The organism is Aquabacter albus (genome assembly GCF_040049275.1).
Taxonomy (GTDB): domain Bacteria; phylum Pseudomonadota; class Alphaproteobacteria; order Rhizobiales; family Xanthobacteraceae; genus Aquabacter.
The window spans coordinates 194,373-209,831 of the sequence record NZ_JBDZDT010000011.1; the positions used below are offsets into that span (position 1 = coordinate 194,373).

12 protein-coding genes and 1 tRNA gene are annotated in these 15,459 nt (G+C 64.5%); 7 read left to right on the forward strand and 6 right to left on the reverse strand.

The features are described from left to right. The first annotated feature begins 14 nt into the window (after positions 1-14). From ABLE91_RS25255 to ABLE91_RS25265, 3 genes are all read left to right on the forward strand, one after another. Entirely contained in the window at positions 15-797 is a 783-nt protein-coding gene (locus ABLE91_RS25255) for an SIR2 family NAD-dependent protein deacylase (RefSeq protein ID WP_348935314.1), read from the forward strand. A 164-nt stretch (positions 798-961) separates the two neighbouring features. Then, positions 962-1,543 (forward strand): cold-shock protein, encoded by a 582-nt coding sequence (locus ABLE91_RS25260; RefSeq protein ID WP_348935315.1) that lies wholly within the window; start codon positions 962-964, stop codon positions 1,541-1,543. Between the two features lie 7 nt (positions 1,544-1,550). After that, positions 1,551-2,075, forward strand: a complete 525-nt coding sequence (locus ABLE91_RS25265; RefSeq protein ID WP_510181996.1) for a DUF192 domain-containing protein — start codon at positions 1,551-1,553, stop codon at positions 2,073-2,075. An 8-nt stretch (positions 2,076-2,083) separates the two neighbouring features. Here the strand turns inward: ABLE91_RS25265 and ABLE91_RS25270 are convergent, their stop codons facing one another. Beyond that, on the reverse strand, positions 2,084-2,578 hold the full coding sequence (locus ABLE91_RS25270) for a GNAT family N-acetyltransferase (protein ID WP_348935316.1): 495 nt from the start codon (positions 2,576-2,578) through the stop codon (positions 2,084-2,086). A gap of 472 nt (positions 2,579-3,050) precedes the next feature. Between ABLE91_RS25270 and ABLE91_RS25275 the strand changes: the two genes are divergently transcribed. Both ABLE91_RS25275 and ABLE91_RS25280 read left to right on the forward strand, forming a co-directional pair. Next, on the forward strand, positions 3,051-6,371 hold the full coding sequence (locus ABLE91_RS25275) for a DUF4347 domain-containing protein (protein WP_348935317.1): 3,321 nt from the start codon (positions 3,051-3,053) through the stop codon (positions 6,369-6,371). Positions 6,372-6,510: 139 nt separating this feature from the next. Beyond that, positions 6,511-6,587 (forward strand) — tRNA-Pro (locus ABLE91_RS25280). A gap of 18 nt (positions 6,588-6,605) precedes the next feature. On the opposite strand, the gene ABLE91_RS25285 is transcribed toward ABLE91_RS25280, so the two are convergent. The 4 genes from ABLE91_RS25285 to ABLE91_RS25300 all read right to left on the reverse strand — a co-directional run bounded on the left by ABLE91_RS25285 (position 6,606) and on the right by ABLE91_RS25300 (position 13,054). Then, the gene (locus ABLE91_RS25285; RefSeq protein WP_348935318.1) at positions 6,606-7,247 is read right to left on the reverse strand and encodes a helix-hairpin-helix domain-containing protein; all 642 of its coding nucleotides are present in this window, start codon (positions 7,245-7,247) and stop codon (positions 6,606-6,608) included. Positions 7,248-7,598: 351 nt separating this feature from the next. Next, positions 7,599-9,752, reverse strand: coding sequence for a BON domain-containing protein (locus ABLE91_RS25290; protein WP_348935319.1), 2,154 nt, complete (start codon positions 9,750-9,752; stop codon positions 7,599-7,601). Between the two features lie 269 nt (positions 9,753-10,021). After that, on the reverse strand, positions 10,022-11,224 hold the full coding sequence (locus tag ABLE91_RS25295) for a porin (RefSeq protein ID WP_348935320.1): 1,203 nt from the start codon (positions 11,222-11,224) through the stop codon (positions 10,022-10,024). 297 nt (positions 11,225-11,521) lie between these two features. Further along, positions 11,522-13,054 carry a porin gene (locus tag ABLE91_RS25300; RefSeq protein WP_348935321.1) on the reverse strand — a complete coding sequence of 511 codons (1,533 nt, stop codon included), beginning with the start codon at positions 13,052-13,054 and terminating at the stop codon, positions 11,522-11,524. A gap of 720 nt (positions 13,055-13,774) precedes the next feature. On the opposite strand from ABLE91_RS25300, the gene ABLE91_RS25305 reads away from it, so the two are divergent. Continuing rightward, positions 13,775-14,929 carry a tyrosine-type recombinase/integrase gene (locus tag ABLE91_RS25305; RefSeq protein WP_348935322.1) on the forward strand — a complete coding sequence of 385 codons (1,155 nt, stop codon included), beginning with the start codon at positions 13,775-13,777 and terminating at the stop codon, positions 14,927-14,929. A 163-nt stretch (positions 14,930-15,092) separates the two neighbouring features. After that, complete coding sequence (locus tag ABLE91_RS25310; protein WP_348935323.1) at positions 15,093-15,299, forward strand: helix-turn-helix transcriptional regulator; 207 nt, start codon at positions 15,093-15,095, stop codon at positions 15,297-15,299. A 64-nt stretch (positions 15,300-15,363) separates the two neighbouring features. Here ABLE91_RS25310 and ABLE91_RS25315 read toward each other — a convergent pair. Then, on the reverse strand, positions 15,364-15,459 hold a 96-nt coding region (locus ABLE91_RS25315), incomplete at its 5' end, for an IS3 family transposase (protein ID WP_348930610.1).

The window sequence follows — 15,459 nt, forward strand, 5'->3', positions numbered from 1 at the left end:
GGCGTGGGGAAGGTATGACGTCGCGCGGCGATCTCAAGGGCGCGCAGGACACGCTGCGGGAATTTCTCCTCGGCGCGCGCCGTGCCGTGGCCTTCACGGGCGCGGGCATCTCCACCGAATGCGGTATCCCCGACTTCCGCTCCCCCGGCGGCCTGTGGACGCAGAACAAGCCCATTCCCTACGACCTGTTCGTCGCCCATCAGGCGGCGCGCAACGAGGCCTGGCGGCGCAAGTTCGCCATGGACGAAGCCTTCGGGAGCGCCGTGCCGGGGCGCGGCCACAAGGCGCTGGCGCGGCTGCTCGCCGAGGGCCGGCTCTCCGGCATCATCACGCAGAATATCGATGGCCTGCACCAGGCCTCGGGCGTGCCGGACAAGGACCTCGTGGAGCTCCACGGCAACACCACCTATGCCACCTGCCTCGATTGCGGCCAGCGCTATGAGCTTTCCTGGGTGCGCAGCCGCTTCGAGGCCGCCGGCGGCCGCGCGCCCGATTGCGAAGCGTGCGATGGCCCGGTGAAGACCGCCACCATTTCCTTCGGGCAAGCCATGCCGGAGCGCGAGATGGCGCGGGCCGAGCGGCTGACGCGGGAGAGCGACCTCTTCATCGTCATCGGCTCCTCGCTCGTGGTCTTCCCCGCCGCCGGCTTCCCCCTCCAGGCGAAGCGGAACGGCGCGCGGCTCGTCATCATCAACCGGCAGGAAACCGATTTCGACGAATTAGCGGACCTAGTGGTGCGCGAGGAGATCGGCGATGTGCTCGCCCCCTTCGCCGAGGGCCTGGCGGCCAGCGCCTGACGCTAGGGCGTTGGAGTACAAGGTTTGCCCAACAATCGTGCGCCGAGAGCACGATTCATCGCTCGGAAAGGGTGTGCGAGGGGAAACGGACTTGCTATTCTAGCTGTCCCTGGAGACAGGTGCCCATGCGTGGCGGTCGGGGTACAGCGTAGGGTCGGGTGGCTATGGGGTCTCACGGACCAGGATTCGAACCGCACCTTGTCGTCCATACCGACGATCTGGACGAGACGCCGGTTGGCTTGGTCGAGATCGCCGGAACCATCAAATGGTTCGATGCCTCCAAGGGCTATGGCTTCATCGTCCCCGACGGCGGCGGACCGGACGTGCTGCTCCACGTCACCTGCCTGCGACGGGACGGTTTCCAGACCGCCCTCGAAGGCGCACGTGTGGTGTGCGAGGCGGCGAAGCGGGCCAAGGGCTTCCAGGCCTTCCGGGTGGTCTCTTTGGATCTCTCCACCTCCGTCCCGCATCCCGTCGCCCCGGCGACCCGCGCCCGCGCCAGCATCGAGCCCTCGGGCGGGTTCGAGCCGGCGACGGTGAAATGGTTCAACCGCCTGCGCGGCTTCGGCTTCCTGACCCAGGGCGACAACTCGCCCGACATCTTCGTCCACATGGAGACGCTGCGCCGCCATGGCCTCACCGAGCTGCGCCCCGGCCAGCAGGTGCTGGTGCGCTTCGGCAATGGTCCCAAGGGCCTCATGGCGACCGACGTGAAGGCAGAGGACGGGCTCCCCGGCACGCATTGAGGACATCATGACGGAAGCCACAGTGCAGCGGGTGCGCGCAACGGCGCGCGCCTATACTCTTTTCCTTGCCCTGGCGGTTTCGGCCGCGCTCCCGGCCCCGGGCATGGCCCAGGCGCCCGCAGCCAAAGCGCCCGCGGCGCAGGCCCAGGCTCCGCTCGATGCCCTGGAGATCGCCACCAGGTCCGGCGTGGTGGTGCTGGAGGTCGAGATGGCGCGCACCGACAAGCAGCGCGAGACCGGCCTCATGTACCGCAAGGAGCTGCCGGAGCGGCAAGGCATGCTGTTCGATTTTGGCGTCGACCAGCCGGTCTATATGTGGATGAAGAACACCTATATCCCGCTGGACATGGTCTTCATCCGGCGGGACGGCAGCATTGCCCGCATCGAGGCCATGACGACCCCCTTCTCCGAGCGCACCATCTCCTCCGGCGAGCCGGTGCGCGCGGTGCTGGAAATTCCCGGCGGCGCTGCCAAGCGTCTGGGGATCGCGCCGGGGGACAAGGTCTCGACCACCTTGTTCGGCAGCCGATAGGGGCGTCCCTACGGCTTAACCCCCGTCACCAGTTCGTAGGTCACCCAGGCCGTCGCCCGCGCCAGGGTGTCGTAGAGCATGCGGGCATTCGCATTGTTCGGTGCCGTTACCCACCGAACATGCGGCCAGCTTCGCCGGCGCCCTTCGTCCGCCACGGCCTGGATCAACCGCCGGGTGATGGTCTGCTCGCCGGTCACCGGCGAAACGAAGAGATCGTCCAGGAACCCCACATCCCGCCCGAGCAGCGGATCCGGCACCGCACGAAAATGGACAAGGCCGACAACGGTGCCGTCCGGAGCCTGGGCGACGAGACCCTCCAGCCTGCGGCTCTGGCCATCCATCAGCCAGGCCCAGGTGCGGGCGAGGATGTCGTCGCTCATGGGCAGGCTGTAGAAATCCGCATAGTCCCGATACAGCGCCCGCCAATGGATTTCGTGGGTCGCCGCCAGCGGCACGATGCGTTCACCAGCGACGGCCGCCTGAACCGGAACCAAGTTTGACATGGGCCTCCCCTTGCGCGTGACGGTCATAAACCGATGAAAGCGTTGCGCGACGCGCATCTTTCCAGAGCATAGCGCATCCGCTTTGGGAGTAGAGGAGCGCAGGTTCGAATTTGCTGCTCCGACCGCCTTTCCCTCCCCTCGGTGGGGGGCCCATGCTGGAAATCTTGGGCGCCGCCGCCGGGCCGCCTGGGCATCGCACCGGTAGCTTCCTTCCGGGGCACTCCGGACCAAGGCGCGTGCACAATATTAGTCGCACAACCTGATCTGGTATTCCGCGGCATTTCGCCACATATACCCCAGCGTACAGCCAAAAAATGATTGTTTCTTAAGGGTATAATGAAACCGAACTTCGCTGGATAGATCTCACCGCGCAATGAGCGCTGGATCTTAGTTCAAAAATAAATCACCTACTCCGAAATGGACGCATCGATGCAGGCACAGATTATTTTTCACTACGGGGGATATAATTCACATGAGAAAGACCATCTCTCTGCATCGTCAGATTTATTTCGTCGACAAAACATTGCATGACCTTTCTATCATTCTGGAATCCATTCCAAATTCCGCTGAGTTTCAGCTTCTAGACCCTCAAATCGACTGCCTAGATCAAATGATCGTCGCGCTGCGGGAACGCAACGGCGTTCCCGCGCTCCATCTCATATGCCACGGCCGACCCGGAGCGCTGGTATTCGGATCCACCCAGATCGACGCACAAACGCTCGCGGAACGCGCCGCCGATTTCGCGCGCATCGGCACCTCTCTGGCTCCCGGCGGCGACCTTCTTCTCTATGGCTGCAGCGTCGCCGAGGGTGAGATCGGCCTCGCATTCATTTCCCAACTGTCCGCCGTCACGGGCGCGGACGTCGCCGCATCGCGGACGCTGACGGGCTCAGAGGCACTGGGCGGGAACTGGGATCTCGAAATCCATGTCGGGGCCATCGCAATCGCGCCGATCCATGTGGCGAACTACCCGGCCGTGCTGACAGCCCCGCTCATCAGCGGCCTCCGCCCGATCGTGACCACAGATGGCATCGGCCCACAGAATATCGGAACTGGCGTCAGCTTCAGCGGTGGCCAGGGATATGCCGGCGGTTCGATCCGCTTCGACGTGGGCAATTCGACAGCGAATGACCAGTTCGTCCTGAACAGTGCGGCAGACCCGAATGCCGCCGGCGCGATCTCCGTGGATGCCGGCATTGTTTATCTCGGGAGCGGCACCGGGAGGAATCCCATCGGCGTCGTCGATGCTGTCGAGAACGGCCTGAACGGCGCGGCGCTGAAGATCAATTTCACCGCCGATTCCACGGGCGCCTTCGCGAACCCAGGCTTTGAAAGTGGTCTTTCCGGCTGGAATGTCGTGGAAGATCGGGTGATTCTGGGAACGACGATCATCAATGGCATCGTGACGCCGGGGGATCCCACATCTCCCTCCAATGCGGGGGGTGATGCCGATCCCGTCATCTCCATGATCTACGATTCCGAGTTGGCCACCAACCAGCATAGCGAGGGATCCACCTCTCTAAGGCTCTTCAATTCCGGAACGGCGGACGCCAGATTTGACGTCGTCCACGGCCCCTATGCGTATTCCGACACCTTTTCCGCATCGGCCGGCGATGTGTTCCATTTCGACTGGAGAGCCGCAGCGGGCGATGATGCCTACGACGCATTCGGCTATTTGATGAATGCCGATACCGGCGCCTCCATCATCGTCCTGAACGAAACGGGTGCCGATGCCAACGGCACAACGCCCTGGGCGACCTCCAGCGTGACGGTTCCAGAGAACGGCAACTGGTTCTTCGTCTTCGTGGGCGGCACATACGACTACACGGGGGGGCAGGCTGTCGGCGGATCGCTCTATGTCGACAATTTCCGCGTCGAGAGATCACTGGTGACCGACGCGGTGCTCACAGCTCTGGCCGCACAGGTGAGCTATCAGAGCCTGGCTGATGACACCTCCGCTCCCCGGAGCTTGACGATGGATGTCACCGACGGAGCCAGCAATACGAGCTCGGCTTCGACGGACCTCATCTCGAACCATTCCCCCATCACCAGCGACGACACCTTCTCGGCGACGCAGGGCACGCGCGCGCTGGTGATCGATGTCCTCGCCAATGATACCGATGCCGACGGCAACACCCTGCGGATCACGCACATCAATGGCCACGTGATTGCCCCGGGCGCCCAAGTCGTTCTCGAAAGAGGCACGGTCTCGCTCGATGCGGACGGCAAGCTGGTGTTTACGCCCGTCATCACGTTCGATGGCAGCGTCAGCTTCACCTATACCGCCGAGGACGGCATCGGCGGCACGAGCACGGGCACGGTGACAGGCGAAGTCACGCCCATCCCGAACCATGCCCCCATCACCGGCAACGACACCTTCTCCGCGACGCAGGACACACGCGCGCTGGTGATCGATGTCCTCGCCAATGATACCGATGCCGACGGCAACACGCTGCGGATCACGCACATCGACGGCCGCGTGGTTGCCCCTGGCACCACAGTCGTTCTCGACAGCGGCACGGTCTCGCTCGATGCGGACGGCAAGCTGGTGTTTACGCCCTTCATCACATTCGATGGCAGCGTCAGCTTCACCTACACCGCTGCGGACGGCGGCGGCGGTACACGCACGGGCACGGTGACCGGCGAAGTCACGTCCCACTCATCCTGGGTTTCCGTGGGCGCGGACGTCAACACGGTGCTGGACAAGCTGGGGATTCCCGCTCCCGACAACCTCAATGAGTTGATCTATATCGCCTCAGTGATCGCACCCGGCGCCTTTAAGGACATTACCCCGGACAACGCCTCCTCCTTCCTCGGCTATCAGGTTGCCGCGGGATACGATCTCATCCCGAGCACTGTGACACCCAGCGAAGACCTCCTCCTGAGGGCGATTGCCACCTTGTCTCTCACCCTCAATGCGTCCACCGCACCGGTGCTGGCCGCGAGCACGGACGGCAGCTGGGAGAGTTCCGCCGACCAGAACCTCTTGTTCCAAACCTCCCTTGCGGAGAATGGGGAGGTGAACGTCAGCTACGGCGCCGGCAGCGCGCAGTTCGACGGCGTTGCCTCCGCGGGTTGGAGCAAGGCCTTCGCCCTGCAAAGCCTCCGGGCGGATTTCTCGTCCGATCTCGTCATCCAGTTCGATAGGCAGTCCCAAGGTGCGCTGCATCAGGCCACCATCCTCGATGGCGCGAAGCTGGCGGTAAGCATTGGCGGCGCGCAGGCCGGAACACCGCAGGCGATGCTCTCGAACAACCATGGCTTCGTCGATTTCATCACCGCGGACGAACATAGCGCCGTAGCGATCACCCGGCCGGTCGCCGTCGCCAACACCGTCAATGATGCCGACGACCAGCACGCCGTCGTGCGGATGCGCCAGAACGGCCAGAACGGCGTCGAGGTCTTGTTCTATAAGGTGGACGACTTCTCCGGCACCATCGATGGCATCAAGCCCGGCGACGCGGGCTACGAGGCTGCCAGCTTGGCGCGCGCCTATCACGCCGAGAGCGGCGGAACGTGGGTTTCCGGCGCGGGCTACGGCAAGTATGGAGAGGAGCAGATCGTCGGCGTGGACAATGGTGACATCATCGCCATGCGGCTTCACACCAGCGAGGGCAACGATTTCTATGCCTTCTCCGATGCCAATAAGGACGGGAACGCCGCGCATCTCTGGGGCTACGGCTTCAACACCTGGGGTTGGGAGGATCTCGCCGGCGGCGGGGATCGCGACTTCAACGACCTGGTGGTGCAGATCGATTTCGTCAGCGCCCAAATCAACGACCTGCTCGGCTGAGAGACGGCCAATCGCGCCGTCCTGACGGCTGAAACGAAAGGGGCGGGAACGTCGTGTATTTGCGGTATCCCGCTTTCTTCCGCTTCCGGGGCCTTGCTTCCGCCGCGCCGAGAAAATAGGAAGGCGAACGCCTTGCCGTCGGAGCATAGCGCAGCCCGGTAGCGCATCTGCTTTGGGAGCAGAGGGTCGCAGGTTCGAATCCTGCTGCTCCGACCAACTTCCCTCCCCCCGCCCTCAGCGCTTTCGGCGCGGGCGGGGTGGTGCGGGTGGGGCGCTCAGTTCCGGGAAAAGCGGCACATCATCGTGGGACGATGCCTCGTTGGGCGCTGCATCGCTGGATGGTGCGGCCGTGCCGTCGATGCCGGTCAGCGCGCGGGCCTGCCCGATCCAGTCCTCCCGCTCGACACGGCCGGGAAAGCCCAGCGCGGCGCCGATCCATAGCGCCTCCTCGTGGTTCCAGGCGGCGATCTGAGCGAAATGGAAGATGCCAAGCCCGTTGAGCCGACGCTCATTCTGCGGCCCGATACCCTTCAGGCGCTTGAGATCATCCGCCTCGCCCTGCGGCGCCTTCAGGTCCGGCGGCCGAAGGCCGGGATGGGTCGCCACCTCCGGTGCCTGGCGCGGGCGCAAGGCCGTGGGGGCCGGAGGTGGCTCCGCGGGCGCCTCAGGCGTTTCCGGTTCCGATTCGGGCGCCGGCACGACAGGCGCGGACATCGCTGAAGGCGGCGACTCGGTCTCCTCAATGGGCAGGAGGACCGTGCTCGCCAGCGGCGAAGCCCGCCGGCCGCGGGAGCGGCGGCGCAGGAGCAGGCCCAGCGCCATTCCCACGGCGAATGCCACCGCGATCAGGAAGATGATTTCCAGGCTGAAACTCATCCGCGCGCTCCGCCGCGGGCGAAATAGCCGGTAGCGAGGCCCGCCAGCAGCGCCGCCAACAGATAGGGCCACAAGGCCAAGGCGAGATAGACCACCCTCTCCTCCCCGCTCGCGCCGGAACCGGACGCATTCCAGCCCTTCCCGGCTTCGATCCGGAAGGGGCGCCCCACCCCGTTCCGGAAACGGGAGCCCGCTGGACAAACATGTGCCCTTCGCCCGGCAGCTTCAAGCGGGCTTACGCCGTATGAACATTCAAGCTCAAGATTGGCCGAGGAGCCATCATCATGGCCGGACGTGTTCGGGCCAAGACGGTGGCGCGAGGGTCATCCGCTCCGCCGATGCCGATGCCGCTCAATTCTCGCGCGGGGCCTGCCCGGCCCGAAGCTGCACCGCCACGGAACCATCCCCCGGCGCCCCCGCCTCGAACGGCACAATGGCGATGCGGGCCGCCAGAATGCCCGCCTGCGTGAGATAGGCCGCGATCTCCAGTGCCCGGGCATGGGCGAGGGAGGCCGAGGCACCCGAGCCGGAGCTCGTTTCCAGGGCGACTTCCAGCGTTGCGTCCGGGCATCTCTGGGCGAGATGGGCAAGGCGGTCGAGCATGGCCGCGCCCCTTATGTCCAGCCGGCTGGTATCGCGTTCGAACGTCAGGCTGCGCGCGGTGAGGCGGTCCGCCAAAGGCAGGCATTCCACATCCGAGAGCGGCGCGCCCGGCTGCGCCGGAACGATCTGCGTCAGGGCGCTGAAGGCCTGGGGCAGCGCGGCAGCGAGCGCAGCGTCGATCTGCTGGCCGGCAGCGGCGTGGAGCGCATCGCCCGAAAGCCGCAGCTCGGTTCCCGTCAGGCGCAGCTCGGCCGGATCGAGGCGCACCATCTGCACCAGCCCCGCCTTCACCGCCTCGATGAAGCCCGAGGGCGCGCCGCCGCCGAGCGCCACCACATCCTGCACCTTCTCGCCGGGGAACAGCTCCTCCAGCAGGCCCGCCACGGTCTCCTGCGCGGCGGTGTCGGGAAGGAAGCCCGAAAGGGTCGCGCCCTGCCCATCCCGGCGCACGGCAAAGACGAAGGGGGAGATGAAGGGCGGGCGGAGCGCCGCCTTGATATCCACCCCTGCCGGCGGGGCACCGGCCGCCTTGGCGAGGCCGGCAAAGGCCTCCGCGTCCAATGCCTCGCCGTCGAGCGACAGGCGCGCGCCGTCGAGCACCGCCTCGCCGAGGCGCATGCGGGAAAGCTGCGTCAGCGCGAACTGAGCCGCGGCGGCGAACCTTTCCGGGGAGGGCCCGCCGGAGGCGAGGCGGGTCTCGTCAGCCACCTGCACGCCGGGGAAGAGGCTGCGCACGGCATCGGAGAGCCCGCGCCTTGCCTCCTCGGAGATGACGAAGCCGGACAGGCGCACCTGCTCGGCCCGGCGCTCCGCACGCCAGACGAAGGGCGAGACCGCGGGCGGCTCAACGGCGAAGCGGGTGACTGAGAAGCCTTCCGGCGGGGCGCGCCGCGCCGCCTGGAGCGCGTCGAAGATCTCGAACGTGGGCGCTGCGCCCTCCAGCATCATGGTGGTGTCGGACAGGACCACACGGCCCTTGGGCAGCAGCGCCAGCTGCATGGCCCCGAAGGTGACCGCCTTCAGCCAGAGCTCGGCCGAAGGCGCGCCGTCGCCGAGCCGCATCTCGTCCATGATGCGGGCCTGGGGCACCGCGGCGCGCAGCGCGGCGAGAACGGAGCGCCGCGCCTCCTGCGATGGGACATAGCCGAGCGCGCGCACGTCGTTTCCTTCGCGCAAGGCGGACCACATGAAAGGCGCGACCACGGGCGGGCGCACAGCGAAGCGGGCGAGCCGGAAGCCCTGCGGCAAAGGCTCGTGCAGCGTCGCGGAGAGGGCCTCATAGGTGGAAAGATCCGGGCTGCGGCCCTCGATGGCGAGCGCATCGTCGGACAGGATGACCCGCCCCGTCGGCAACAGGGACAATTGATCGAGCCCGAAGGCCACCACGGCGGCAAAATCACCGGGCGGTGCGCCGCGCGCCCGCACCAGCTGGTCGATGCCCTTCACGGACGTGATGCCCGGCATGGCCTGCGCCGCGGCGGTGATCCGTTCCAGCGCCGCGCCGGAGGGGACATAGCCCGAGAGCTGCAAGGTGCGGCCATCCCGCACCGCGCTGAAGGTGAAGGGATGGCGCTCCGGCAGCAGTGTCGTGCGGTCCACCACCCGACGGACGCCGGGAAGGTTCGCGAGCACGCCACGCACCTTGGTACGCGCCTCTTCCGCCAGCGCCTCCCCGGTAACGAAGGCATCCCGCCCGACGAAATAAGCCCCCGCCCAACCCTCCCCGGTCAATTCCAGTGCACGGCCGGCGCTGCTGGCGAGCTGGGCCTCAATGGCGGGACGCTGCGCGACGGCGAGGGCGGCGATGAATGCGGCGCAGAGGACGCCCAGGCACAGCGCAAGCCGGTTCCACCGGCGCGCAGGCGCACCGGAGGCCGTCTTCTTGCGGGGGCCTGCGTTCATCCCTGCCCTTCCTGGAGACGCCCGGCAAAGGTGGCCCGGATGTCCTGATGACTGCCCGTGATCGTGAATCCGCGCTGGATTCAAAGATAAGGCACGGCACTTGAGCCCGCAGCCGCCAGATCAAGCGCGAGGCACACGTGCACTTTACGTATCGATTTGGCCGCAAATTTGGAATGGGTCAAGACGATGCGAACTGAACAGAGGTCTCAAACGCAAGGCGGCGGCCGAAGCCGCCGCTGGGATCACGGGGATGACGGTGTGCACCGTCCTCAGAAGTCGCGCTCGACCATGAACATGACCTGATGCGCCACCTGGGACTGCGTGGGGAGCCCGAAGCCCGTGTCCACATAATTGTTCGCTGCGTAATTGTTGTAGCCGTATTGCAGCGTGATCCCGAGCTTGTCCACCGGCGTCCAGGTGATGTTGGCGCCGAGATTGTAGTTGGTGCCGGACGTGGCGCCGTAGGCAATTTCCGCGATGGGATTGTCGAGATTGAACTTGGCGTAGCCGCCAAAGAAAGCGGACTGCCACTTGTCGTTCCAATTGTGCAGGAACTGCGCCGTGAAGTTCCAGCCGCTCACCTTGGAGAGCGTGCCGTCCGCATTCATGAAAGCGTCGGGCGGCGAGAAGTCGCCGCTGGCATTGATGAGGCCGAGATAGGAGATGGCCCCGTCCACATAGGCGCTCTGGAGATAGAGGGAATCGCCCTTGGCAATGAAGGGCAGGTTGAACATCAGGCCGGCCTGAACGGCATAGCCCCAGCTGTCCGTCTGAGACGAACCTATAAAGGGTGCACCCGCGGTGGTGGGGGTCACGGCGCCGACCCGGTGCAGCGCGCCGGACAGCTGGAACTGGCCCCAATCGCCCGTCTGGCCGAAATTGGCGACGAAGTCGGGCACGGTGGAACCGGCCTGATAATTGTCGATGGCATCCGGCATGTCCGGATCGGAGGGGTTCACGCCCCCATTTCGGGTGTTCGCATCCTCGGCGGCGACGGTGGCGGCCCAGCCGTTGGCGAACTCCCAGGTGTAGGCGATGAGGGGCGTGCGCGTGTCGTCGCCAATGGTCGCCGGATCCTGGCCGAGAACGTTGGCATTGGCATAGAAATCAAAGAAGGACTGGGCGTAACCGAAGGTGAAGCCCGCGAACTGGATGTAGATGTTCCAGGGATCCAACTGCGCCTGGTTCGGCCCGTCGGACCATTGATCGGCGGTGCGCCACAGGAAGCGCAGGTCCATATAGGAACGCAGCACGCCATACTCGGTGTTGGTGCGCGCATCCATGATCATGCCGAAGAGGCCGATCGAATAGGTCTTGTCGTTGGCCGCGGGATAGTTCGTATAAGTGTTGTAATAAGATTGAGCCTGGAGATATCCGCCGATCCGGAGGCAGGTATCGGTTCCCGGGACGTAATAGAAGCCCTCGCCCATGGCGGTGCACTGCTTCACATAGGCAACCGACGCGGCTTTCATCGGCAAATCCGCAGCCAGCGCGCTTCCCCACGAAGCTGCGACCAGCGCGAGAGCCGGCACAAGATGTGAAGCCTTCATTTTTACCCCCAGCTACATCCCCCGCCGCCGCAGGCGACGATACTATCCTTATACATCATGCACTGCAAAAAGCCGTGCCGCAAACCTTAAATGATACATTGCATCAATTCCATCCCAGTAAAAAACTGGAGACCGCCGGGAATTGAAGAGCAGCACCTCAAAAAAGAAAAACCCCGGCAGTTCCCTGCCGGGGTTCTTCCCTGATCGAAGAGAAATCGATCAGAAGTTGCGCTGGGCGCGGAAGCCGCCCGACCACACGTCGGACGAACCACCGAACACCGCCGCAGAGGTGGTGGCGGTCGGAGCCGTCGCGCTGGAGCTCACAGAAGCAGCGGTGAGCGGCAGGCTGCCGTCGACCTTGCTGTAGAGCACTTCGAGGCCGAGATCGAGGTTCTTAACCGGCGACCAGATGGTGTTCAGGCCGACCTGCCAGATCTCGACATTGTAGCCGCCGTTGAAGGCAGCGAGGCCAGAACCAGCGCCAGCGAAGGAGATCTGAGCCGGGGTGAAGATCGCGTTGCCGGGAACTTCAACCTTGGCGTAGCCGCCGTACAGGGCCGAACGCAGGTTCGGGACCCAGTAGTGACGGTACTGACCCTGGATCGCCCAACCGGACTCCTTGGAGTAGCCGGTGCCGTTCCAGATCGCGTCCGCGAGCGGGTAGAAGGCGCCGTCACCGGTGTTCAGGTTGCTGTTGAGGTCGATGGAGCCGAGACCCGTCGCGCGACCCTGGGCGGTGCCCGAGAGACCGAGATAGTTCAGAGCGCCATCAGCATAGTTGGCCTGGATGTAGAGGCTGTCGCCGGGGGAGAGCATGGGGAGCTTGAACTCCACCGAGCCGCCGACCGCCCAACCCCAGGTGTCCGAGCCCTGCGCACCGAGGAACGGCCCGCCGCCCGCGTTGAGCGGGGTGACGCCGCCGACCTGATGCAGAGCGCCGGACAGCATCGCGGTGCCCCAAGCCTGGTCGAGGCGGAGGTTGGCGACGATATCAGGGGCCTGCTGGCCTTCCTGGTAGTTGGTGTAGGCGAGGCCCGTGAAGCCCGCGAGGGTCGTGGTGTTCGTGAACGTGCCGAGCGCGGCCGTCTGCTGAACGCCAGTGGTGCGGTTGGCGGCGTCTTCGAGGGCGATGGTCGCCGAGAAGCCGTTGCCGAACTGCGCCGTGTAGGCGATCGCGGAGGTCCAGGTGTTGGAGCCCGCATACGGGGTGGTCAGCATGTAGTTGATACCCGTGTCGAAGAACGACTGGGTATAACCGAACGTGAAGCCAGCGAACTGGATGAACGCACGCTCGAAGTACGCGGAGTTACCCGCGGGGCTGCCGGCCGAAGCAGACGAATCCCACTGCACGCCGAAGCGGGCATACGAACGCAGCACGCCGTAGTCGGTGGCGGTGCGGGCGTCGAGGTCCACGACCGCGCGAGCGCGGGTCAGGTAGTCGGACGAGTCGTTCGTGGTGAACGGATAGCCGCCGAGACCGCCGCCGGGACCATTGAAGATCGTGGCGCCGGCAGACGAGATCGCCGGGTTGAACGTGCCGACCGCATTGATGTAGGTGTCGAAGCGGACATAGCCGCCGACGCGCAGGCAGGTGTCGGTGCCGGGGACGTAGTAATAGCCGGCGCCGTATGCGGCGCAGACCTTCACGTATTCCACTGCCTTCGCCTTAACGGGAAGGTCGGCAGCCTGGGCCCCAGTCATCGCCGCGAGACCCGCAGCGCTGCCGAGGAGAAGGCTCTTCACCATCTTCATCGTGACCTCCAAAGTTTCGTTCCGAGGGAGCGAGCGCCGCATCGTCAGTGCCATCGCACCCCGAGAGGTTCTTGCCCCGATAACCCCCCGCGTCCGGGCCAAGCCCCAATACGGAAGGGCGACCGGGGACTGCCCCCCTTCGTCGCAAAGTCACCATACAAAAGGCGAAACCGGGATCAACGCCGATGACGCCCCGAAACCCCCTCTAGCGCTGGATTCCTACTAGGTGTTGCACGAATAGCACGCAGGTTTTTCGCTATTATTTTACCTATGACCCCAGCGGAAACCAAGCGTTCACCTTGTTTCCCGGCTCTCATGTTCGTGAACGAGAGGGCGTCGCCGCCGGGATGGTCCAGCTCAAGCCGCCTGTGCGTAACCTTTGTCGCCTTGCCCATGAGGTGCGCAGCGGACGAATCGCCGGGCTTCGTCGGCATACCCTGGAACGATCGCGCCGGAATGACGCTCTGGTCGCGTGAGAAAAGGGGAAGTGGGGGGGGTCCGCAGGAAGCGCCGCGACTCAGCTTGTGGCGGCGGCCTGGGAAAAGTGGCGGAGACGGAGGCCGCCTCTCCGCCATTTTTAAGGGCTTTATGGCGTGCAATCCACTGAAGCGGAACAAAAAGTCCAAAATGACCAAATGGAAGTTATGCTATAGGTTATGATGAAACCTGACGCTTGAGGCTCGGCAAAGCCCCCTGCCCTTGTCCCTTGGGAGACTCGTGATGGCACGCCACAAGCTCACCGAAGCTCAATGCAAAGCACTGTATTCGCCTGGGATTTATGGTGATGGCGAGGGCCTCTGGCTCAGAGTGCAGAAGGGCGGCTCGAAGAATTGGCTGTTCATTTTCAAACGGAACGGGACACGGACCGAGCTGGGCCTCGGCGGATACGGCCAGGGTACCGCCCCCGTGTCCCTAAAGCTCGCGCGCGAGAAGGCCGAGGGGATTCGCGGCAAGCTCGCTCGGGGTGAGGATCCGCGGACCTCGAAGGCAGCGGCCCGCACCTTCGGCGAATGCGTGGAAGCCGTGCTCGCTATGAAGGAAAAAGAGTGGAGCAATCCAAAACATGGCGCCCAATGGAGAATGACCTTACGGGAGTACGCCAAGCCGCTCCATGCCCTCGCTATAGATAAAGTGTCCGTCGATGATGTGGTCGCCTGCCTGACCCCCCATTGGACAGAGCGTCCCGAGACTGCCGACAGGCTTCGATCAAGAATTGCAGCCGTCTGGGATTATGCCAAAGCTCGGAAGCTCGTGGCCGGCGACAACCCCGCCGCTTGGAAGGGCAATCTCGACAAGCTCCTTCCGCGACAGCAGAAGCTCAGCCGCGGCCATCACGCGGCGCTGGACTATCATGCGGTGCCCGGCACCATCGCCACCCTCAGGAAGGCGCGTGGCGTGTCCGCGAGGGCGGTCGAATTCCTGTGTCTTACAGCGGGACGTGCAGGCGAGATTCGCGGCGCCGTTTGGGGCGAGATTGATTTGGACGCTGCACTGTGGACCGTTCCGGCCAGGAGGATGAAAGCTGGAGTGGAGCACCGTGTCCCGCTGCCCGCTCGCGCCGTCGAGATTCTCCGTCACCAGAAGGAGATCTCGACGGGTGAGCTGGTGTTCGGCGGTGAGCGCGATGGCAGGCCGATCTCCGACACCGCGATGGTCAGTGCACTTCGCAGCGCATCACCCGACAAGGCAGCGACCCTGCATGGCTTCCGGAGTTCGTTTCGCGACTGGGCCGGCGACATGACCACATACGCGCGCGAAATATGCGAAGCCGCCCTAGCTCACACGATCCAGGGAGTTGAAGCCGCGTACCGCCGCAAGGACGCATTGGATAAACGGCGCGCGTTGATGACGGAGTGGGCCAATTACATCGGATAGATGTATTATTTTGTTATGCGGAGCGTGTGAACGGATCGAAAAATCACGATGGCGCCCGCCGTTGCCATGATATTTTAAGTCCAAAGAAATCCAGTTGACCGTTTTGCCAGTATCCGCCGCGCTCGTCTTGGGCGCGAACGCCCCCCTATGCCTGGAGATCATGATGAATGACAACTCGCCCCTCATGAGTCTCAATGAGGTCGTGAAATACACCTCGCTTTCGAAAGCCTTCATCCTCGTGGCCCGCGACGAAGGTCTATTCCCGCAGTCCATCAAACTTGGGGTTCGCCGTATCGCGTTCGTGCGCGCCGAAGTCGTGGCCTGGGTCGAGGCCCGCGTTGCGGCGCGCGGCGTCAAGGCGGCGGCGTGATGCCACGTGAGCGCGGCGCAACGTCCTAGGGAACTGGCCTGCCGCCGGTTTTGTGGACACCAGGTTAAGCTAATTTAGCTCGCTCCTCGAACTCGATCGGGCTCAGATAGCCTAGCGTCGAGTGCCTGCGTCGGCGATTGTAGAAGCGCTCGATGTAGTC

Bases quoted from the DNA above. Each gene is read 5' to 3' on its own strand.
- ABLE91_RS25260 (WP_348935315.1), top strand. From the start codon at position 962: ATGGGGTCTCACGGACCAGGATTCGAACCGCACCTTGTCGTCCATACC.
- ABLE91_RS25285 (WP_348935318.1), bottom strand. From the start codon at position 7,247: ATGAGTTTCAGCCTGGAAATCATCTTCCTGATCGCGGTGGCATTCGCC.
- ABLE91_RS25310 (WP_348935323.1), top strand. From the start codon at position 15,093: ATGAATGACAACTCGCCCCTCATGAGTCTCAATGAGGTCGTGAAATAC.
- ABLE91_RS25305 (WP_348935322.1), top strand. From the start codon at position 13,775: ATGGCACGCCACAAGCTCACCGAAGCTCAATGCAAAGCACTGTATTCG.
- ABLE91_RS25265 (WP_510181996.1), top strand. From the start codon at position 1,551: ATGACGGAAGCCACAGTGCAGCGGGTGCGCGCAACGGCGCGCGCCTAT.
- ABLE91_RS25275 (WP_348935317.1), top strand. From the start codon at position 3,051: ATGAGAAAGACCATCTCTCTGCATCGTCAGATTTATTTCGTCGACAAA.
- ABLE91_RS25270 (WP_348935316.1), bottom strand. From the start codon at position 2,578: ATGTCAAACTTGGTTCCGGTTCAGGCGGCCGTCGCTGGTGAACGCATC.
- ABLE91_RS25255 (WP_348935314.1), top strand. From the start codon at position 15: ATGACGTCGCGCGGCGATCTCAAGGGCGCGCAGGACACGCTGCGGGAA.
- ABLE91_RS25300 (WP_348935321.1), bottom strand. From the start codon at position 13,054: ATGAAGATGGTGAAGAGCCTTCTCCTCGGCAGCGCTGCGGGTCTCGCG.
- ABLE91_RS25295 (WP_348935320.1), bottom strand. From the start codon at position 11,224: ATGAAAGCCGCGTCGGTTGCCTATGTGAAGCAGTGCACCGCCATGGGC.
- ABLE91_RS25290 (WP_348935319.1), bottom strand. From the start codon at position 9,752: ATGAACGCAGGCCCCCGCAAGAAGACGGCCTCCGGTGCGCCTGCGCGC.